General features: G+C 70.5%; 16 protein-coding genes and 1 pseudogene. 8 read left to right on the top strand and 9 right to left on the bottom strand.

Annotation, left to right across the window (positions count from 1 at the left end; genetic code table 11):
* Positions 1-76: 76 nt before the first annotated feature.
* The 3 genes from ACFW0G_RS25850 (at position 77) to dapC (ending at position 1,763) form a co-directional block, all read left to right on the top strand.
* Entirely contained in the window at positions 77-256 is a 180-nt protein-coding gene (locus tag ACFW0G_RS25850) for a hypothetical protein (protein WP_378327968.1), read from the top strand.
* Positions 257-354: 98 nt separating this feature from the next.
* On the top strand, positions 355-675 hold the full coding sequence (gene fdxA / locus ACFW0G_RS25845) for a ferredoxin (RefSeq protein ID WP_378327967.1): 321 nt from the start codon (positions 355-357) through the stop codon (positions 673-675).
* Positions 672-1,763, top strand: a complete 1,092-nt coding sequence (gene dapC / locus ACFW0G_RS25840) for a succinyldiaminopimelate transaminase (RefSeq protein WP_378327966.1) — start codon at positions 672-674, stop codon at positions 1,761-1,763. The genes fdxA and dapC overlap by 4 nt, the downstream gene beginning before the upstream one ends.
* Here dapC and ACFW0G_RS25835 read toward each other — a convergent pair.
* Entirely contained in the window at positions 1,757-2,377 is a 621-nt protein-coding gene (locus ACFW0G_RS25835) for a TetR/AcrR family transcriptional regulator (RefSeq protein ID WP_378327965.1), read from the bottom strand. The two genes, dapC and ACFW0G_RS25835, sit on opposite strands and share 7 nt — an antisense overlap.
* 86 nt (positions 2,378-2,463) lie before the next feature.
* Here ACFW0G_RS25835 and ACFW0G_RS25830 point away from each other — a divergent pair, with 86 nt between their 5' ends.
* Positions 2,464-3,888, top strand: coding sequence for an FAD-dependent monooxygenase (locus ACFW0G_RS25830; protein WP_378327964.1), 1,425 nt, complete (start codon positions 2,464-2,466; stop codon positions 3,886-3,888).
* On the opposite strand, the gene ACFW0G_RS25825 is transcribed toward ACFW0G_RS25830, so the two are convergent.
* The 3 genes from ACFW0G_RS25825 to ACFW0G_RS25815 form a co-directional block, all read right to left on the bottom strand.
* On the bottom strand, positions 3,875-4,855 hold the full coding sequence (locus ACFW0G_RS25825; protein ID WP_378327963.1) for a CHAD domain-containing protein: 981 nt from the start codon (positions 4,853-4,855) through the stop codon (positions 3,875-3,877). The genes ACFW0G_RS25830 and ACFW0G_RS25825 overlap by 14 nt on opposite strands.
* 465 nt (positions 4,856-5,320) lie before the next feature.
* Positions 5,321-6,304, bottom strand: coding sequence for a 2,3,4,5-tetrahydropyridine-2,6-dicarboxylate N-succinyltransferase (gene dapD / locus ACFW0G_RS25820; RefSeq protein ID WP_378327962.1), 984 nt, complete (start codon positions 6,302-6,304; stop codon positions 5,321-5,323).
* A 28-nt stretch (positions 6,305-6,332) separates the two neighbouring features.
* The gene (locus tag ACFW0G_RS25815; protein WP_378327961.1) at positions 6,333-6,764 is read right to left on the bottom strand and encodes a hypothetical protein; all 432 of its coding nucleotides are present in this window, start codon (positions 6,762-6,764) and stop codon (positions 6,333-6,335) included.
* 69 nt (positions 6,765-6,833) lie between these two features.
* Between ACFW0G_RS25815 and dapE the strand changes: the two genes are divergently transcribed.
* Entirely contained in the window at positions 6,834-7,907 is a 1,074-nt protein-coding gene (gene dapE / locus ACFW0G_RS25810) for a succinyl-diaminopimelate desuccinylase (RefSeq protein WP_378327960.1), read from the top strand.
* Between the two features lie 10 nt (positions 7,908-7,917).
* On the opposite strand, the gene ACFW0G_RS25805 is transcribed toward dapE, so the two are convergent.
* Positions 7,918-9,516, bottom strand: a complete 1,599-nt coding sequence (locus ACFW0G_RS25805; RefSeq protein WP_378327959.1) for a M28 family peptidase — start codon at positions 9,514-9,516, stop codon at positions 7,918-7,920.
* Positions 9,517-9,605: 89 nt separating this feature from the next.
* Positions 9,606-11,870, bottom strand: a complete 2,265-nt coding sequence (locus ACFW0G_RS25800) for a M4 family metallopeptidase (protein WP_378327958.1) — start codon at positions 11,868-11,870, stop codon at positions 9,606-9,608.
* Positions 11,871-12,386: 516 nt separating this feature from the next.
* Between ACFW0G_RS25800 and ACFW0G_RS25795 the strand changes: the two genes are divergently transcribed.
* On the top strand, positions 12,387-13,175 hold the full coding sequence (locus ACFW0G_RS25795) for a TIGR00730 family Rossman fold protein (protein WP_378327957.1): 789 nt from the start codon (positions 12,387-12,389) through the stop codon (positions 13,173-13,175).
* The gene (locus tag ACFW0G_RS25790; RefSeq protein ID WP_378327956.1) at positions 13,175-13,753 is read left to right on the top strand and encodes a TIGR00730 family Rossman fold protein; all 579 of its coding nucleotides are present in this window, start codon (positions 13,175-13,177) and stop codon (positions 13,751-13,753) included. The genes ACFW0G_RS25795 and ACFW0G_RS25790 overlap by 1 nt, the downstream gene beginning before the upstream one ends.
* 78 nt (positions 13,754-13,831) lie before the next feature.
* Here ACFW0G_RS25790 and ACFW0G_RS25785 read toward each other — a convergent pair whose 3' ends face one another.
* Positions 13,832-14,506, bottom strand: a complete 675-nt coding sequence (locus ACFW0G_RS25785) for a lysophospholipid acyltransferase family protein (RefSeq protein ID WP_378327955.1) — start codon at positions 14,504-14,506, stop codon at positions 13,832-13,834.
* Positions 14,507-14,556: 50 nt separating this feature from the next.
* Here ACFW0G_RS25785 and ACFW0G_RS25780 point away from each other — a divergent pair, with 50 nt between their 5' ends.
* Positions 14,557-15,453 carry a glucosyl-3-phosphoglycerate synthase gene (locus ACFW0G_RS25780; protein ID WP_378327954.1) on the top strand — a complete coding sequence of 299 codons (897 nt, stop codon included), beginning with the start codon at positions 14,557-14,559 and terminating at the stop codon, positions 15,451-15,453.
* A 36-nt stretch (positions 15,454-15,489) separates the two neighbouring features.
* Here the strand turns inward: ACFW0G_RS25780 and cydC are convergent.
* Positions 15,490-17,046 (bottom strand): annotated as a pseudogene (gene cydC / locus ACFW0G_RS25775) (thiol reductant ABC exporter subunit CydC); the annotation flags it as partial.
* Positions 17,043-18,602 (bottom strand): thiol reductant ABC exporter subunit CydD, encoded by a 1,560-nt coding sequence (cydD, locus tag ACFW0G_RS25770; RefSeq protein ID WP_378327953.1) that lies wholly within the window; start codon positions 18,600-18,602, stop codon positions 17,043-17,045. The gene cydD and the pseudogene cydC, both read right to left, overlap by 4 nt.
* Positions 18,603-18,604 lie beyond the last annotated feature (2 nt).

The following is an 18,604-nucleotide window of genomic DNA, read 5'->3' as shown; positions in this document are numbered from 1 at the left end:
CGACTGGAGCTTTTCGTCGGTGAACGCGGTTAGATTGGGGCGTAGGAAGCGGCGGGGCGGAATTCCAGGAGTACCGATGAGCATCGCGCGCAAGGACGACCGGCACAACGAGGACCTGGTCAGCGAGATCGCCGACAGCTTCAACCGCGCGGTCGGCGAGAAGAAGGCCGAGGACGAAACCGCCGAGGCGAAGCCGAAGTTCGTCATCACCGGGGACAGCCGCGCCACGCCGCCCCCGCGCAGGCGGGAGCGCTGAGGCACCCGCCCTAAGGGTTGCCTCACCAACGGACGGGGTGCGGGACGCGCGTAATGTCCGCATCGATTGGGTAAGTGAGAGAAAAGCAGGAGTGCGCAGTGACCTACGTGATCGCCGAGCCCTGCGTCGACGTGCTCGACAAGGCGTGTATCGACGAGTGCCCCGTGGACTGCATCTACGAGGGTGACCGGATGCTGTACATCCACCCGGACGAGTGTGTCGACTGCGGCGCCTGCGAACCGGTCTGCCCGGTCGAAGCGATCTACTACGAGGACGACGTGCCGGACGACTGGTCCGACTACACCAAGGCGAACGTCGACTTCTTCGACGAGCTGGGCTCGCCGGGCGGCGCCTCCAAGGTGGGCAAGACCAGCCACGACCCCGCCTTCATCAAGGCGCTGCCCCCGCAGGGCGAATGAGCCGGATTTCGCTGCCCGATTTCCCGTGGGACTCGCTGGCCGGCGCCAAGACGCTGGCCGGTGCGCACCCGGACGGGATCGTCGACCTTTCGGTCGGCACCCCGGTGGACCCGGTGCCCGAGGGGGTCCGTGCCGCGCTCGCTTCGGTTTCGGACATTCCGGGCTATCCGACCACCCACGGCACGCCCGCGCTGCGTGAGGCGGCGGTCGCCGCGCTCGCGCGGCGGCACGGCGTCGAGGGCATCGAACCCGACGCCATCCTGCCGACGATCGGCTCGAAGGAGGCCGTCGCCTGGCTGCCCCGGTTGCTGGGCTTCGGCCCCGGTGACCTCGTCGTCATCCCCGAGCTGGCGTATCCGACCTACGAGGTCGGTGTGCTGCTCGCGGGCGCTTCGCTGGCCCGCGCGGACGGGCTCACCCAGCTCGGCCCGCAGCGCCCGGCGATGCTCTGGCTGAACTCGCCGTCCAACCCGACCGGCCGCGTGCTCGGCGTCGACCATCTGCGCAAGGTGGTCGAGTGGGCCCGTGAACGCGACGTCGTCGTGGTGTCCGACGAGTGCTATCTGGCGCTGGGCTGGGAATCCGAGCCGGTGTCCATCCTGCATCCGTCCGTCCACGGTGGACGGACCGACGGCCTGCTCGCGCTGCATTCGCTGTCGAAGTCGGCGAACCTCGCCAGCTACCGCGCGGGATTCGTCACCGGTGACCCGAAGCTGGTCGCCGGCCTGCTCGAGGTCCGCAAGCACGCGGGCATGATCGTCCCGCGTCCCGTCCAGGAGGCGATGACCGCCGCGCTGGCCGACGACGAGGCGCTCGCCGTGCAGCGCGACCGTTACGCGCGCCGCCGTCTCGTCCTGCGGAAAGCCTTGCAGGACAACGGTTTCGAGATCGAGCACTCCGAGGCGGGGCTCTACCTGTGGGCGACCCGCGGCGAGTCCGCCATGGACACCGTGTCCTGGCTGGCGGGACGCGGCATCCTGGTCGCGCCCGGCACGTTCTACGGCCCGGCGGGCCGCGACCACGTCCGGATCGGGCTGACCGCGGCCGACGAGCGCGTCGAGGCGGCCGCAGAGCGCCTTGCTCAGTAGTCCTTGCCGGTGAGCCCGCGGTAGACGAACCGGGTCAGCCCTTCGACCGCTTCCTCGTCGGTCGGCGGTGTCCATCCCTCGGGCGCCGGGCCGAGCAACCACATCTGCGCGAAGCTGTCGACCAGCTGGTACAGCATCACGATGCTCAGCTCGGGCCGGGCGGGCAGCCGCCAGCCCGCGGCCGGGATGTGCGCGAGGTGGCCGGTCAGATCGCTTTGCTGCTCCGCTCCGAAGCGGGCCAGCGTGCGCGCGAACTCGTCGCTGACCATCGCGGCCTGGCGCAGTGCCTGCATGGTCGACGCGTTTTCCCGGTAGAACCGCCAGTACACCGACACGTGCCAGCGCACCGCGTCCGGGTCGGTGAAGTCGCTCTTGTGCCCGTCGGCTTCGGCCGACTCGTCGCTGTACGCGGCCAGGTCGGCCAGTAGTGCTTCGAGCAGTTCTTCCTTGCCCGCGAAGTGGTTGTAGAACGACCCCGCGGCGCGGCCCGCCTCGGCGGTGATGTCGGTGATCTTGGTGTTCAGGTAGCCCTTCCTGGCGAACACCCGCTTGGCCGCCGCCTTCAGCGCGGCCTCGGTCTCCGCGGCCTTCTCCTTGCGGCTCGTCGCCGTCATCACGCACCTCCCTTGACAGCGAAACCTAGCAGCGGTCATTCTGAATATAGATTCACTGAATCAAAATTCACTCACTGGGAGGGGTCATGGACATCGAGGTGCTGATCGCGGGGGCGGGCCCGACCGGGCTCACGCTGGCCATCGAGCTGGCGCGGCGCGATGTCGGCGTGCGGGTCGTCGAGAAGGTGGAGAGCCACTTCGCCGGGTCGCGCGGGGACGGGCTGCAGCCCCGCACGCTGGAGGTTTTCGAGGATCTGGGCGTGCTCGACGCCGTGCTGGCGGCCGGGGCGCCGCCGTTCGCGACGAAGATCTACGTCGGCGGGCAGCTCGTCGGCGAGCGGAGGATGGCCGAACCCGTCGAGCCGACGCCGTCGGTGCCGTACCCGAACGCCTGGGTTCTCGGCCAGTCGCAGACCGAGGGCATCCTGCGTGACCGGCTCGCCGAACTCGGCGTGCGTGTCGAGCTGGGCGCCGGGCTCGTCGGCTTCGAGCAGGACGACGAGGGGGTGACGGCGACGCTGGCCACCGGCGAGGTCGTCCGCGCGGAATACCTCGTCGGCGCGGACGGTGGGAAGAGCCTCGTGCGCAAGTCGCTCGGCGTCGCGTTCGAGGGCACCACCGACGAGTCGATCCGGATGCTCCTCGGCGACGTCCAGGTCGAGGGGCTGGACCGGACGTACGGCCATTGGTTCGGCGCGGCGGAGAACCCGATGCACGGGGTCGTGTTCACGCCGTTGCCGGGTATGCCGCACTTCCAGTTCGGCGCGCCGCTCGGCGATGGGGAGATCGACGTCGAAACGGCGCTGCCCGCGTTGCAGGCGAGGGTCGACGAGTTCTCCGGCGAGCAGCGCGTCCGGCTGCACGATCTGATCTGGTCGACGGTGTGGCGGCCGAACGTCCGGCTCGCCGCGCGGTTCCGCGAAGGCCGCGTGTTCCTCGCGGGCGACGCGGCGCATGTGCACCCGCCGACTGGTGGCCAGGGGCTCAACACCGGGGTCCAGGACGCGTACAACCTGGGCTGGAAGCTCGCCGACGGCTCACCGGGACTGCTGGACAGTTACGAGGCCGAGCGGCGCGCGGTGGCGGCTCGTGTGCTGGGCGTCAGCTCGGAACTGCTGCAGAAGTACGCGGACGGCGACGAGGACGCGCACAAGCGTGGCGAGGAGACGCAGCAGCTCGACATCACCTACCGGGGCGGGCCGCTGGCGCCCGCGGCTCTTGGTGCGTTGCGGCCGGGTGACCGCGCGCCGGACGCCCCGCTGGCGGACGCGAACGGCAAGCGCGTACGGCTGTTCGAGCTGTTCGCGGGTCCACACGCGACGCTGCTCGTCTTCGGCGACGGACCGCTCGACGTGCCGGTGGGCGCGGTCGCCTACCGCGTCCTGCCCGCGGGATCGACGGCCTCGGGCGACGAGCTGGTCGACGTCGACGGGCACGCTTTCGCCGCGTACTCGGCGTCCCGGGTGCTGGTGCGTCCGGACGGCTACGTCTGGACGATCACCGCGGGATGACGGCGCGGGCGGCGGTGTCGACGGCGGCCCAACGGTCCCGCCATGCCGCCCGCGCCTCGGCCTTGCGCTGGAGCTCCCGCTCGGCGATGCGGCCAGCGACGAACCCGACGTGGCCGTCGACGGCCTCCAGCACCGCGCGCATCCGCTCGGCCGCGACCACCGCGTCCTGATGATCGCCGAGGACGGTCTGGAACTTCTTGGTCGCGGAGATGAGTTCCTTGAGCCGCGCGGCCTGCTTCTTCTTCGCCGAGGTCTGGGCCAGTTCGGCGGCGTAGCGGAGTTTCTTGCCGTGGATGCGCAGCGCGTGCAGGTCGTCGTCGGGCGGGTCGGCCGGGAGCTCCCCGACGGCCTTGGCGAGCTTGCGATGCGGTTTGCGCAGCCCGGCGACGAGGTCGTGCTTTTGCTCCACTGTGGACTCTTCGGCGGACTCTTCGGCGGGTTCACTCCTGGTCAGCTCGCTGACGTTTTCGAGCATCGTGGTGTAGCGCTCGCTGGAGAGCGCGCGATTGAGACGGCGGCGGGCGACGCCGCGCTCGGTCACGAACTTCGACACGAGCCGACGGCCGGCGGCCTGGTCACGGACCTCGAAATCGGCGATGACCTCGCGCAGATGCTCGATGAGGACGTCGTAGTCGCGGACCTCGCCCAGCGACTGCCCGAGCCACCCCAGCTCGGCCCGGACCGCCTCGGCGCCGGGCCCGACGAGGGCGCCGGACAGCTTCAGCACGCTGCGCATCCGGCGCAGCGCGACCCGCATCTGGTGCAGGTCCTCGGGATCAGTGCCGGAACGCGTGCCTTCCTCGCGTTCGAGCAGTGCCCGGATCTCCCGGTCGAGCTTGGCGCGGACGTGGGTGGCCGCCGGATCGCCGGGACCGGCTTTCGCCGGTTTCTCGCCGAGGCCGAGCTCGGCGGGCGTGATCGTCGGGCGTCGGATGTGGGCGGCGCGAGACAACGATTCGGTGGTCACACCGTGAATGGTAGGTGAACACTCCGCTTGTGCCAGCCCCTGACCAGGGTAGTTGCCGAGCGGGAGCAAAGGTCCCTCGCTCCCGCTCCGGGGCGGTGCCCGGGCGAGGCGCGGCGGATGCTCGGGCGAGGCGCGGCGGATGCTCGGAGTGGTGGCGATGCCGCGAACGACGCGTTGCGGACGTTGATCGTCCCGAACGACGCGCTCGGGACATGCACACACCGGGCGGGCCACAGCGCGACGCCGTGAAGGACCCCTTCACGGCGCTCAGTGCCGGTAAGGGGTCCTTCACGGCGCTGCTGACTGTGGGTGGGCGTGTTGTCCACACCCGGCCTCGCATGTGGACAACTCCCGCTCGCCGACCACTCGGAGCGCGGTTTCTGTCGTACCCCGCCGGTAGCGTTGTTATTGGGGCCGCCTCCCTGGGAGGGCGGGGGGCTGCTCCCAGGTAGGAGAACGCAGGGGTCAGTCGTTGGCGTGCAGGGCGGCGTTCAGTTCGATGCCGGCGCCGGTGCGGGCCACGACCTCGACGGCGCCGGTGGCGGAGTTGCGCCGGAAGACCGCGCCGGAGATCCCGGAGAGTTCCCGCGCCTTGACGGTCTTGCCCTCGAAGACGACCTTGGTACCCGCGGTGACGTAGAGGCCCGCCTCGACCACCGAGTCGTCGCCCAGCGAGATCCCGACACCGCCGTTCGCGCCGATCAGGCAGCGCTCGCCGATCGAGATGACTTCCTTGCCACCGCCCGAAAGCGTGCCCATGATCGACGCGCCGCCGCCGACGTCGCTGCCGTCGCCGACCACGACCCCGGCCGAGATGCGGCCCTCGACCATGGACGCGCCGAGCGTCCCGGCGTTGAAGTTGATGAAGCCCTCGTGCATGACCGTCGTGCCGCTCGCCAGGTGCGCGCCGAGCCGCGCGCGGTCGGCGTCGGCGATACGGACGCCCGTCGGCAGCACGTAGTCGACCATGCGCGGGAACTTGTCGACGCCGTACACGGTGACCGGGCCCCGCGAGCGCAGCCGCAGCCGGGTCGCCTCGAAGTTCTCCACCGGGCACGGGCCGTGGTTGGTCCACACGACGTTCGCGAGCAGCCCGAACATTCCGTCCAGGTTCTGCCCGTGCGGCCGGACCAGCCGGTGCGAGAGCAGGTGCAGGCGGAGATACAGGTCGTGGGTGTCGGAGGGCGCGTCGGCCAGCTTGCCGATCGTGACGCGCACGGCGACCACCTCGACGCCGCGGGCGGTGTCCTGGCCGAGCAGCGCTGTCGCGTCCTCGCCGAGCAGCTCGGCCGCCTCGCCGTCGGACAGCCGCTCGGTGCCCGGCGTACCGGGCGCGGTCAGCTTCGGATGCGGGTACCAGGTGTCCAGCACCGTGCCGTCGTCGGCGATGGTGGCCAGCCCGACGCCGACGGCGCCGGTCGTTTCCGGGTTCGTGCTCTGCTCACTCACGCCCAGAACGGTAGCCGAAACACGCCGGTCAGCCAGTCGTGGCCTGCTGCGCCACCAGATCCTTGAGCTTCGTCACGGTCGCGGCGATGTCGGTGAGCGCCGCGGTGCACGCACCGCCCGGCGTGGCCACGGTCGTGCAGCCCGCCGACCGGAACGCGGTGACCTCGCGGGCCAGCGCGTCCGCCTGGGCGACCAGCTGCTGGTCGGTGCCCGCCTGCTGGTGGGCGACCCGGCCGGTGCCGTCGATCTGGGTGACGTACTTCTCACAGCCGCTCGGCACCTGCGTGGCCGGGTTGAGGTAGCACTGGTCGGCGCTGAGCGCGTCGAGCTTGACCGGGAGCGCCTCGATGCCCGCCTGCTGTCCGCCCCGCTTGGGCGCGGGACCCGCCTCACGGGAACAACCGCCGAGCACGAGCAGCAGCGCGGCGGCCGCCACGACCAAGATCTTTCGCTTGCGCACGCCTCCACGGTAGCCCTCGGCCGGACAGCCCCCACCGGCACCGCACGCACGCCCGGTAGCGTGCCTGACATGACGTCGCTTGACCTGCAGCAGGACCCGGTCGCGCTCACGGCCGCACTGGTCGACATCTTCAGCGTTTCCGGCGAGGAGGCCGTCATCGCGGACGCGGTCCAGGCCGCGCTGGAAAAGCAGGCGCCGCACCTGGAGGTGGTCCGCAACGGCGACGCCGTACTGGCGCGGACGCACCTCGGGCGTGGTTCGCGGGTCGTGCTCGCCGGTCACCTCGACACCGTGCCGGTCAACGACAACCTGCCTTCGCGCCGGGAAGGCGGCGGGGACACCGAAATCCTGCACGGGCTGGGCTCGGTCGACATGAAGGGCGGCGACGCCGTCTTCCTGCACCTGGCCGCGACGCTGCCGGAGCCGAAGCACGACGTCACGTTCGTCTTCTACGACAACGAAGAGGTCGAGGCCGTGCGCAACGGGCTCGGCCGCATCGAACGGGAGCTGCCGGAGTGGCTGGCCGGGGACCTCGCCATCGTCGGCGAGCCGTCCAACGCCGTCATCGAGGCGGGCTGCCAGGGCACCATGCGCGTCGAACTGCGTTGCACGGGCGCCCGCGCGCACACCGCGCGGGCGTGGATGGGGGAGAACGCGATCCACAAGGTCGGCGAGCCGCTGCGGAGGCTCGCCGCGTACGAGCCGAGGATCGTCGACATCGACGGCCTGACCTACCGCGAAGGCCTGCAGGCGACCAAGATCACCGGCGGGGTGGCGGGCAACGTCGTCCCCGACGAGGCCGTGCTCACGGTCAACCACCGCTTCGCCCCCGACCGCACGCCCGAACAGGCCGAGAAGCACCTGCGCGAGGTCTTCGACGGTTACGAACTGTCCGTTGTGGACCTTTCGCCCGGTGCGCTGCCAGGGCTGGGCGCACCGGCGGCGGCCGAACTGGTCGCCGCCGCCGGTGGCAGGGCCTCCGCGAAGCTGGGCTGGACCGATGTCGCCCGCTTCGCCGCGCTCGGCATGCCCGCGGTCAACTTCGGCCCCGGCGACCCGACGCTGGCGCACACGCGTCAGGAGCACGTGCACACCGCCGAGATCCGCCGGGTCGCCGAGGTACTGCGGAACTTCCTGTCCTGAGGCGGTTACCTCAGACGGTGATCGACCAGCTGGACAGCTTGCCGGTGTCGTAGTAGTACGCGTCGTAGATCACGAGCGTCCACGTCCCATTGGCGTTCTCCGAGGTGACCGGGACCGAGAAGTCCTTGGTACCGAACGAAGTGCAGCTGCCCGAGCTTTCGGACTTCAGCGGATAGCTGCGGCCGCCGGGGCCGGTCAGGCTGATCCGGAGGTCTTCCGAGCAGGTGTGCGTGGCGGTGATCGACACCTTCACCGGGGTCACGGCCGCGCCGCTCGCGGTCGAGCTGATCGGGCTCGACACGGTCGCGAGGTCGTTGATCGGGTATTCGGTGTTGTTGGTGAACGTCCGCAGGGTGGGCGTGCCGACGGTGAGCGTGTACTGCGCCGTGTGGTCGGCGTCGGGACCGTCGCCGACCACCGTGACCTGGTAGGTGCCGTTCGGCGTGTTCGCCCCGGCGGCGATGGTCAGCGTCGACGTCCCTCCTGATTGGACGGTGGAGGGGCTGAACGTCGCGGTGGCGCCGGTGGGCAGCCCCGACGCGCTGAGCGCGACCTGCTGTGCCGAGCCGGACGTGATCGCCGTGCTCACGGTGACCTGAGTGGACTGTCCCGCTTGGACGGTCCCGGACGTCGGGTTCAGGCTGAGCGAGTAGTCGTTCTTCTGCGTGGCGGCGACGGCGAGCTTCCAGACCGCGTACCCGATGGCGTCGCTGTTCTTCTCCAGCGGCGTGTCCGGGATGTTCGACGTCGTGTCGCACGCGCGGTGGTAGCAGTTGTCGAACGGCTGACCCGCTGTGCCGCCCCACTTCTGTGCCTGCGCGGAACTCTTGATGTCGCCTGCGCCGGTGGCGAGCCCGCCGACCGGGATGCCCGCGCTCTTGAACGACGCGTGGTCGGACCGGCCGTCCCCTTCGCTGTCGCCCTCGGTCTGGATACCGATCGAGGCGAAGTACTCGTCGAAGATGGCCTTGATCGAGGCGACGTCGTCGTACACGAAGTAGCCCCAGTTCTTCGACCCGATCATGTCGAAGTTCAGGTAGGTCTTGATCTTCGACCGCTCGGCCGCCGGGAGGTTGCTGACGTAGAACCGCGAGCCGCGCAGCCCGGACTCCTCGTCGGCCCACCAGGCGAACCGGACGCGCTTGGTCATCTCCGGGTTCGTCTTGGCCAGCGTCAGCGCGGTCTCCAGGATCGACGCGCTGCCCGAGCCGTTGTCGTTGATGCCGGGGCCCGCGGTGACGCTGTCGAGGTGCGCGCCCAGCATGAGCACCTGGTTCGCGTCGCCCTTCGGCCATTCCGCGATCAGGTTCTGCGACTGCCCGGCACAGCTCGTGCAGGTCTGCCGGGTCGTGGTGAACCCGGCGGCCTTCAGCTTTCCTTCCACATAGGACACCGAGGCGTTGTACCCGCCGCCCGCCGCGCGGTTCCCGCCGTTCTGCTGCGCGATCGTCTGCAGCTGGTTCAGGTGTGTCTTGATGTTGGCGAGCGAAATGTCCGGTGGCGCCAACGCCGTGGCGGCCGCTGTGGCTGCCTGTGCCGGAACCGCGGCGATCCCCAGCGCGAGCGTCAGCCCGGCGAACGCCGCCCCCGCTCTCCGCTTCCAGTTCATACTCTGCTCCTTCGGGGAGGGACGGTCCGTGGGGGCCTCCCCGAAGGACTTGTGGTCCCTCAAGGAGGCCCCCACGGACCTCTACGGAGCTAGACCGTGATGGTCCAGCTGGTGAGCTTGCCGGTGTCGTAGTAGTAGGCGTCGTAGATCACGAGCGTCCACGTGCCGCTGGCGTTCTCCGAGGTGACCGGGACCGAGAAGTCCTTGGTACCGAACGGAGTGCAGCTGCCCGAGCTCTCGCTCTTCAGGGAGTAGCTGCGCCCGCTCGGGCCGGTCAGGCTGATCCGGAGGTCCTCCGAGCAGGTGTGCGCCGCGGTGATCGACACCTTCACTGGGGACGCGGCCGCGTCGGTCGCGGTCGAGGTGATCGGGCTCGAAACCGTGGCGTAGTCGTTGATCGGGTACTCGGTCGTGTTGCTGAACGTCCGGACGCTGGACGTGCCGACGGTCAACGTGTACTGCGCGCTGTGATCGGCGTTCGCCCCCTTGGCGGCGACGGTGATCTGGCTGGTGCCGTTGGGGGTGTTCGCCGCGGTGGTGATCGTCAGCGTCGACGAGCCGCCCGACTGGAGCGAAGCCGGGTTGAACGTCGCGGTGGCGCCAGCCGGAAGGCCGGACGCGCTCAACGTGATGGCCTGCGCCGAACCCGTGGTGATGGCGGTGTTCACCTTCACGGTCGCCGACTGTCCCGCTTGGACGGTGCCGGACGACGGGCTCAGCGTGAGCGAGTAGTCGTTCTGCCCGGGATTGCCGGTGCAGGACGGCTCACCGGAAACCGCGCCGACGCTGACGGCGTTCCACGCGGCCTTGACCGTGTCGTACTCGGCGCAGCTGCCGGGGTACAGCGCGACCGCGGCTTCCAGCGTCGCCTTGCGGGCGGCCTTGTGGTTCCACGACGAGGTCTTCTTCAACAGGCCGTTGTAGAAGATCTTGGCCGCCTTCTGGATGCCGATGCCGGTGACCGAGCTGCTGTTGCAGGTCGGGCTGGACGGCTTGCCACCGCCGGGGTTGCTGCCCTCGGCGAGCAGGTAGAACCAGTGGTTCTGCGGCCCGGCCGCGGCGTGCACCTCGGTGTTCGGGATCGAGGAGGAGTAGCAGTTCGGGTCGCCGACCTTCGACGGGTCGTACATGTAGCGGATCGGGCCCTGCCCGACCAGGTTCACGCCCTCGCCGACCTCGTAGTCCGGGGTGTCCTTGGCGTTGTTGGCGTAATGCTCGGTGATTGCGCCGAAGATGTCACCGGTGGACTCGTTGAGCCCGCCGTTCTCGTTGCCGGAACCCGCGCCGCCGGGGGTGAACTGGAAGATGCCGTGACCGAACTCGTGGCCGACGACGTCCATCGAGGTGGCCTGGCGCCGGTTGTCCTGCGAGTGCCCGAAGTGGGTCGACGAGCCGTTCCAGTAGGCGTTGACCTGGTTGAGGCCGACCGACGCCGGGAAGCCGCGCCCGTTGCCGTCGATACCGTTGCGGCCCAGCCAATCGCGCAGCATGTTCCACTCCTGCTGCACGGAGTAGAGCGTGTCGACGCACCCGGTCTCCAGGTCGGTGCCCGACCCGTTGCCCCAGTTGTCGCTCGACTTGGTGAAGACGGAACCACCCTCGCGACCGCAGCTGATCCCGTTGCGGTTGGGGTCGCGCATGGAGTAGCTGCCGCCGGAGCCCGTCGTGTCGATGGTGACGTTGCCGACGTAGTAGCTGTTCCCCGCGCCCAGCTGCGTCGCGGGCTGCTGCGGCGCGGCCGCGCGCGGCGCGACGGGTGCGTCGGCCTTGACGTCGTCGCGCTGGTCCAGCACGGCGCCGGTCGCGGCGTCCACGAACACGTGCAGGTTGCTCGGCGCCGTCGCGGTCTTGCCCGCGACCACCACTTCGTAGGCGAGCTTCGGGGCGTTTCCGGCCAGTACCACGAGGTTGGGAGCGCTTACACTGTCCACAGTGGGCAATTGAGCGCTGGCGATCGACGCGGCTTTCGCGGAGTCGAGCGACGCCTTCGTGCCGACGGTGATCGGCGCGCTCTCCGCGGCGCTGGTGCCGCGGACCCGGCCGTTGCCGTCGGCGACCACTACCGCGTCCCCGCCGACGACCCGCAGGCCGCGGTAGGTCCGCTCGTAGGCGCTGTAGAACAGCCCGGACGCACCGGAAGTCACGCCGACCCGCTGGAACGCCTCGTCGGCGCCCTTGCGCAGCTGGTCGACGCCACTCGCGGCGGCGCGGTCGGCCGCGCTCACCGCGGCGGCTTCCGGGCTCGACGGCTGCGCGGCGGGAGCCGCGGTGGCCGGGAGGACCGGGAGCGCGAACGTCAGGGCTAGACCGGCCGCGGCCGCCAACCCTGTTCTGAGCCCTCGCTGAACTGTCATGGACAACCCTTTCTCCTTCATGGAGATCTCGCCCGGACGGCTTGGGAGCGCAGGAATCATCGACCGGGCAACGGATTCACGGGGGTGGATGGAGAGGTGCCCGAGTGCGCCACCGGGTAACGTGCTCGGACACCCCGAGTAAAGAATTCGTCACCTGCACCGTCAATGCGCCGGATGGGCTAGCGACCTGCGGGAACGCGAACCATCAACGTATGCAAACCCTTGAATTCCAAGGGTTTTGCCGTTCTTCGAGGTCAAACCCGACTTTCGTAGGATTTTCCGGCAAACAAGCCGATCGTCTCGACCATCGGCGCGGTGAACCGGACATATTGACGCCGTCCCGGGTGGACGGTAACTTGCGCGCCCCGGCTTCCCGCCGGGTTGTCCATTGTGGACGCAGAGGACGTGTCCGGCGGATTAATCGCGTTCAGCGCCCGGTCACGAGCCGGTCATCGGGTCTGGCCGCCGTGGTGCCGCTCGCGTTCTCACTGGACGTGACGCCGTAGTCTTGTCGGGGTGAGCGAACAGTCTGAATTCCCGGACGGCCAGTACCCCGAACGGCCGCCGGAGCGGCACAAGGGCCCGGTGGTCCTGCGCCGCGAACGCCGTGAACAGCCCGGTGGCACCACCGACCAGCGGTTGCTCGACGCGCGTGGGCCGAGCGACTGGGTGCACACCGACCCCTGGCGGGTGCTGCGCATCCAGGCCGAGTTCGTCGAGGGCTTCGGCGCGCTGGCCGAGGTCCCGCGCGCGGTGACCGTGTTCGGCTCGGCGCGCACGAAACGCGACCACCCCGAGTACGAGCTGGGCCGCAAGATCGGCGGGGCGCTGGCCGACGCCGGGTTCGCGGTGATCACCGGCGGCGGGCCGGGCGCGATGGAGGCGGTCAACCGCGGCGCCGCCGAGGCCGGCGGGTTCTCGGTCGGGCTGGGCATCGAGCTGCCGTTCGAGCAGGGCCTGAACCCGTGGGTCGATCTGGGCGTCAATTTCCGCTACTTCTTCGCCCGCAAGACGATGTTCATCAAGTATTCGCAGGCCTTCATCTGCCTGCCCGGCGGGTTCGGCACGCTCGACGAGCTGTTCGAGGCGCTGACGCTGGTGCAGACCAAGAAGGTCACCAAGTTCCCGGTGGTGCTCTTCGGCAGCGACTACTGGGGCGGGCTGTACGACTGGATCGCCAAGACCGTGCTCGCCGAGGGCAAGATCGGCGAGAAGGACCTCGAGCTGCTGCACGTCACCGACGACATCGACGACGCCGTGCGGGTCGTGCAGGAGTCTTACCAGGCATGGGAGGACACCCACTGATGGCCGGGCTGCGTCGGGTGTGCGTGTTCTGCGGTTCCGCGATGGGTGGCTCCCCGGTGTACGCGGAGGCCGCCGCCGCGCTCGGGAAGCTGCTCGCCCAGCGGGGCATCGGGCTGGTCTACGGCGGCGCGAGCGTCGGCACGATGGGTGTCGTCGCGGACGCGGCGATGGCCGCGGGCGGCGAGGTGATCGGCGTCATCCCGCAGGCGCTGCGCAAGGTCGAGATCACCCACGAGGGGCTCACCGAGCTGCACGTCGTCGCGGACATGCACGAGCGCAAGGCGAAGATGGCCGAGCTGTCCGACGGTTTCCTCGCGCTGCCGGGCGGTGCCGGCACGCTGGAGGAGCTGTTCGAGGTCTGGACGTGGGCGCAGCTGGGCCTGCACGGGAAGCCGATCGGGCTGGTGGACGTCGCGGGCTACTACGCGCCGCTGATCGGCTTCGCCGACCACATGGTCACCGAGGGCTTCCTGCGCGAGGGCTTCCGGGACCTGCTCGCCATCGACGCCGATCCGGCCGTGCTCCTCGACCGCTTCGCCGCCTACGAACCGCCCCCGAAACCCAAGTGGGCCGAGTAGCTGAAGGACGCCATCAGTGCGTTGGGCGCGCTGAAGGACGCTTTCAGTGCAGTGAGTGCACTGAAAGCGTCCTTCAGCTCACGCGGCGTCCTGGTCGGGGCGTTTGTGGTACTTGTCGACGTACTCCTGGCCCGACAGCTCGAGAATCGTGTACATGATCTCGTCGGTGACCGAGCGCCGGATCGCCGACGAGGAGTCCTGGCCCTCGTAGCGCGAGAAGTCCAGCGGTTCGCCGAAGGTGACGCTGATCTTCGTCAGGCGCGGAATGCGCTTCCCCTTCGGCTGGAGGTTTTCGGTGCCGCTGAGCGCGACCGGGACGACCTTCGCGCCGGTGGCCAGCGCCAGCGCGGCGACGCCGGTGTGCCCGCGGTGCAGCTTGCCGTCGAGCGAACGGGTGCCTTCGGGGTAGATGGCGAACACGCCGTCGGCGTCGAGCACCTTGCGGGCGGCGCCGAGCGCGGCGAGGCCGGCCTGCGCGTTGCCGCGTTCGACCGGGACGTAGCCGAGGCCGCCGAGGAACCCGGCCATCAGCCTGCCCTTGAGGCCCTTGCCGGTGAAGTACTCCGCCTTGCCGAGGAACTTGACCTGCCGCGGCGAGGCGAACGTGATCACCCCGGTGTCGAGCGCGGCCCGGTGGTTGGCGGCCAGGATCACCGGCCCCGTCGCCGGGATGTTGCCCGCCCCGCGGATCTCGGGACGGTAGATCGCGCGGACCAGCGGGCCCAGCACGAAACGGACGAGCAGCGGCAGCAAGGTTCCTCCACAGGACTGGTGATGCCTCCAGCATGGCACGATAGTTACTCGTGAGTTGGTTCGAGCGTCGTACCTGGCAGAACCCGGCCTGGACGCCTGAGGACATCCTGGCCGCGAAGCGTGACCGGACGGTTTCGGTCGTGCTACCGGCGCTGGACGAGGAACAGACCGTCGGCGCCGTCGTCGACTCCGTCCGCCCGCTGCTCGGGACGGTCGTGGACGAGCTGATCGTCGTCGACTCGGGCTCGTCGGACGCCACCGCCGACGTCGCCGCCGCGGCGGGCGCGCGAGTCGTGCACCGCGAAGACGTCCTGCCCGAGCTGCTGCCGCGGCCGGGCAAGGGCGAGGTGCTGTGGCGCTCGCTGGCCGCGACGAGCGGAGACTTCGTCGTGTTCCTCGATTCGGACCTGGTCGATCCGGACCCCGGATTCGTGCCCGCGCTGCTCGGTCCGCTGCTCGTCGAAACCGGCGTCCACCTGGTGAAAGGCTTCTACCGGCGACCGCTGCGGCTGGAGAGCACCGGCGGCGGCCGGGTCACCGAACTGCTGGCGCGGCCGGTGCTCTCGGCGCTGCGCCCGGCGTTGTCCGGCCTGATCCAGCCGCTCGGCGGCGAGTACGCGGGCTCACGGGAGTTCCTCGCGTCCGTGCCCTTCGCCGCGGGATACGGCGTCGAGATCGGGCTTCTGCTCGACGCCGAGGCGCGGTACGGAATGGACGGGCTCGCCCAGGTCAACCTCGGTGTCCGCAAGCACCGGAACCGGTCGTTGCTGCAACTCGGCGTGATGGCGCGGCAGATCCTCGGGACGGCCCTCGACCGCTGCGGGATCTCGCCGGGCGAGGCGGAGTTCACGCAGTTCGTGCAGGTCGCCGACGAGTGGCTCCCCGACGTCACCGAGGTCGCGCTCACCGACCGCCCACCGATGCGGGACGTCCTGGCTCGCCGCTGACCTTGCCCTGACGGCATCTCGGCGCACCACGCGGCCGGAGTCGAGGTGCAGGACCTCGTCGAAGCCCGCGACGTGTTCGGGGCGGTGGGTGACGAGGACGACGGTGCCCGGAGCGGCGGCCAGCACGCGTGAGAGGACTTCGTCGCCGTGCGCGGTGTCGAGGCCTTCGACCGGTTCGTCCAGCACGAGTACCGGCGGCGCCGCCAGCACGGCGCGCGCCAGCACCAGCCGCTGACGTTGCCCGCCCGACAACGCGTCGCCGTCGGCGCCCACCAAGCGGTCCAGTTCGAGGTCGAACCCGGCGACGTCGCACGCCGCGCGCAGTTCGTCGTCCAAGGCGTCAGGCCTGGCCAGGAGCAGATTCTCCCGCACGGTCGCGTGGAACACGTGCGCGTCGGCGAGCGCCCCCGAGACGACCGACGGCAGCCGCACGGGGTCGTACCCGTCCAGCGCGCGGCCGTCCATGGTGACCCGCCCCGAGGTCGGCTCGACGGCGCCGAGCAGCAGCCGCAGCAGCGTCGTCTTCCCCGACCCGCTCGGCCCCAGGACGCCGACCCGCTTGCCGGGCGGCAGGTCGAGGTCGATCCCGGACACCGCGGGCGCCCGGCCCGGATACCGCACCCCGGCGCCGGAAAGCCGGAAATGCCCGGCGCCCGGCGGCATGGTGCCCGGCAGGGGCGCCGGTTCGGTGAGCACCGCGCGCACCCGCGCCGAAGACGCCCGTACTTCCGGCCGGCGCCGTGCGGCGTCGATCAACGGCAGGACCACCTCGAACGTCGTCAGCGTGCCCAAGGTCAGCGCGGCGGTGAACGGCAGCGAAACCCCGTCACACAGAACGAGTACGGCCGACGTCGTCAGCAACTGGACGAGGACACCGAGCGCGGTCAGCAGCCCGAGTCGCGCCGAGGTGCTCCGGTCCCGCCTGGCGAGTGCGCCGATCACGGCGTGCGCGGTGTCCACTGTGGATCGATACGCTCCGCTCGCGATCAGTTCACGACGTCCGGTGACCACCTCGACGGCGCGCTCGGCCAGTTCCGCCCGCGCCGGTGCGGCCGACTCCGCGGCCCGCGCGGTGACCCGGATCGTCAGCCACGGCAGCAGAATCCCGGCCACAGCCAGCCCGGCGGCCAGCGCGAGGGCCGCGCCGATGCTCGCGGTCGCGACCACCACCGTGGTGGTCAGGCCGGCGAACGCCGCGACCGACGCGGGCAGCACGCAGCGCAGCAGCCCGTCCTGCAAAGCGTCCACATCGGACACCAGCCGGGTCACCATGTCCCCGCCGGAGAACCGCGCGCTCCGATGCGGCAGCAGCGCCCGGTACACGCGGGCGCGTACGTCCGCCAGGTAGCGCAGGACGACCTCGTGCCCGGTCAGGCGTTCGGCGTAGCGCAGCCCGCCGCGCGCCAGTGCCAGCACGCGGACGGTGACGATCGCGACGGTCAGTGCTTCCAGCGGCGGCCGCTCGGCGGCTCGCAGGAGCAGCCACGCCGCGGTTGCCATCAGTCCCAGTCCCGCGAGTTCGGCGCCGGCCGCGACGAGTCCGGCGCGCGCGAGCCGCAGTTTGTCCTTTATGGACATCGTGAAGACGTTCACGCCAGCTCCCTTGCGCGCAGCCTGCCCGCGCGCACCTCGACAACGCGCGTCGCGAGTTCTGCCATGGCGGGCCGATGGGCGACCAGTACGGCGGTCCGGCCGTCGAGCATCCGGCGGGTCGCGCTCAGCACCGCGGCCTCGGTCCGGTGGTCGAGCCGGGCGGTGGGCTCGTCGAGCAGCAGCAGTCCGGTCTCGGTCCGTGCCAGCGCGCGGGCGAGCCCGATGCGCTGTCGCTGCCCGGACGACAGCCCTTCGCCCAGCTCGCCGATCCGGGTTCGGTAGCCCTCGGGCAACCCCGCGACGACCTGGTCCAGCGCCGCCGCCTTGGCCGCCGCGGCGACATCGGCCGGGCGGCCGAGCGCGATGTTCTCTTCGACGCTGCCCCGGAACAACGTCGGCCGCTGCGGGACCCAGGCGACGTCGGCCAGCCAGTCCTCCTGGTCCAGCTCCCGCAGATCGACGCCGTCGATCAGGACCCGCCCGCTCGTCGGGGTGACGAACCCGAGCAGCACCGCCAGCAGCGTGCTCTTCCCCGCACCGCTCGGTCCGAGCACCGCGACGTGTTCGCCCGCAGGTACCGAGAGATCCACTTCGGACAGTGCGCGGTGCTCTCCATAGTGGACACTGACGCGCTCGAGGACGATCTCCGGCGCACCGCGCCGTCGCGTCCGCGCTCCGGCCCGAGGCGTGCGCAGTGGCACCGCGAGCGTGTCGCGCAGCGCGGCCAGTCCTTCCGCGGCGGCGTGGAACTTCGCCCCGGCCGCCCGCAGCGGCAGATACGCCTCGGGCGCGAGGACAAGCACCAGCATGGCCGTATGCGCGGTCATTCCGCCTTCCAGCAACCGGAATCCGATCGGCACTGCCACCAGGGCGACCGACAGCGTCGCGACGAGTTCGAGCACGAGCGCGGACAGGAACGCCACCCGCAGCGTCCGCAGGGTCGCGTCGGTGTGCGCGACGGCCATCTCCCGGACGGTCCGTTCCTGCGCGCCGGCCCTGCCGAACACCTTCAGCGTCCCGAGGCCGCGGACGACGTCGAGGAAATGCCCGCCCAGCCGGGAAAGCAGGTCCCACTGCCGCTCGGTGCGGGATTTCGTGTGCAGGCCGATCAGCGCGGCGAACACCGGGACGAGCGGCACGGTCACGGTCACGATCAGCGCCGAGGCGAGGTCGGTCGTGAACAGCCGGACGAGCACCGCGAGCGGCACGAGCACCGATGTCACCAGCGCCGGGAGGTATCCGGTCAGATACGACTCGGTGGCGTCGACACCCTTGGTGATCCGTGTCGCGACCGCGCCGGCCTGCTCGGCGTCCGAGCCGAGCAGACGACGGCGCAGCCCGGCCTTGACCGACGCGGTGAACCGGCCGGTGAACATGCCCTGCCCGCCGACGAGCAGCACCCGCGCGGCGATCGCGACGACGAGCGGGACGCCGATGCCGCCGCCGGTGAGCAGCGTCGCCAGGCCCTCGGCCTGGACGAGGACCACGGCCGCCGTCAGCGAACCGAGGCAGGTCAAGGAGATCAGGTACCGGCGCAGGCCGGGCAGCGGTGGCATGT

Origin of the sequence: Amycolatopsis sp. NPDC058986, from assembly GCF_042741125.1 — a bacterium.
Taxonomy (GTDB): domain Bacteria; phylum Actinomycetota; class Actinomycetes; order Mycobacteriales; family Pseudonocardiaceae; genus Amycolatopsis.
This window is presented reverse-complemented; position numbering and strand designations above follow the sequence as displayed.

What these genes read in the sequence shown, in the direction of transcription:
- ACFW0G_RS25850 (WP_378327968.1), top strand. Translation starts at nt 77, where the DNA reads ATGAGCATCGCGCGCAAGGACGACCGGCACAACGAGGACCTGGTCAGC.
- dapC (WP_378327966.1), top strand. Translation starts at nt 672, where the DNA reads ATGAGCCGGATTTCGCTGCCCGATTTCCCGTGGGACTCGCTGGCCGGC.
- ACFW0G_RS25835 (WP_378327965.1), bottom strand. Translation starts at nt 2,377, where the DNA reads ATGACGGCGACGAGCCGCAAGGAGAAGGCCGCGGAGACCGAGGCCGCG.
- ACFW0G_RS25830 (WP_378327964.1), top strand. Translation starts at nt 2,464, where the DNA reads ATGGACATCGAGGTGCTGATCGCGGGGGCGGGCCCGACCGGGCTCACG.
- dapE (WP_378327960.1), top strand. Translation starts at nt 6,834, where the DNA reads ATGACGTCGCTTGACCTGCAGCAGGACCCGGTCGCGCTCACGGCCGCA.
- ACFW0G_RS25805 (WP_378327959.1), bottom strand. Translation starts at nt 9,516, where the DNA reads ATGAACTGGAAGCGGAGAGCGGGGGCGGCGTTCGCCGGGCTGACGCTC.
- ACFW0G_RS25800 (WP_378327958.1), bottom strand. Translation starts at nt 11,870, where the DNA reads ATGACAGTTCAGCGAGGGCTCAGAACAGGGTTGGCGGCCGCGGCCGGT.
- ACFW0G_RS25790 (WP_378327956.1), top strand. Translation starts at nt 13,175, where the DNA reads ATGGCCGGGCTGCGTCGGGTGTGCGTGTTCTGCGGTTCCGCGATGGGT.
- cydD (WP_378327953.1), bottom strand. Translation starts at nt 18,602, where the DNA reads ATGCCACCGCTGCCCGGCCTGCGCCGGTACCTGATCTCCTTGACCTGC.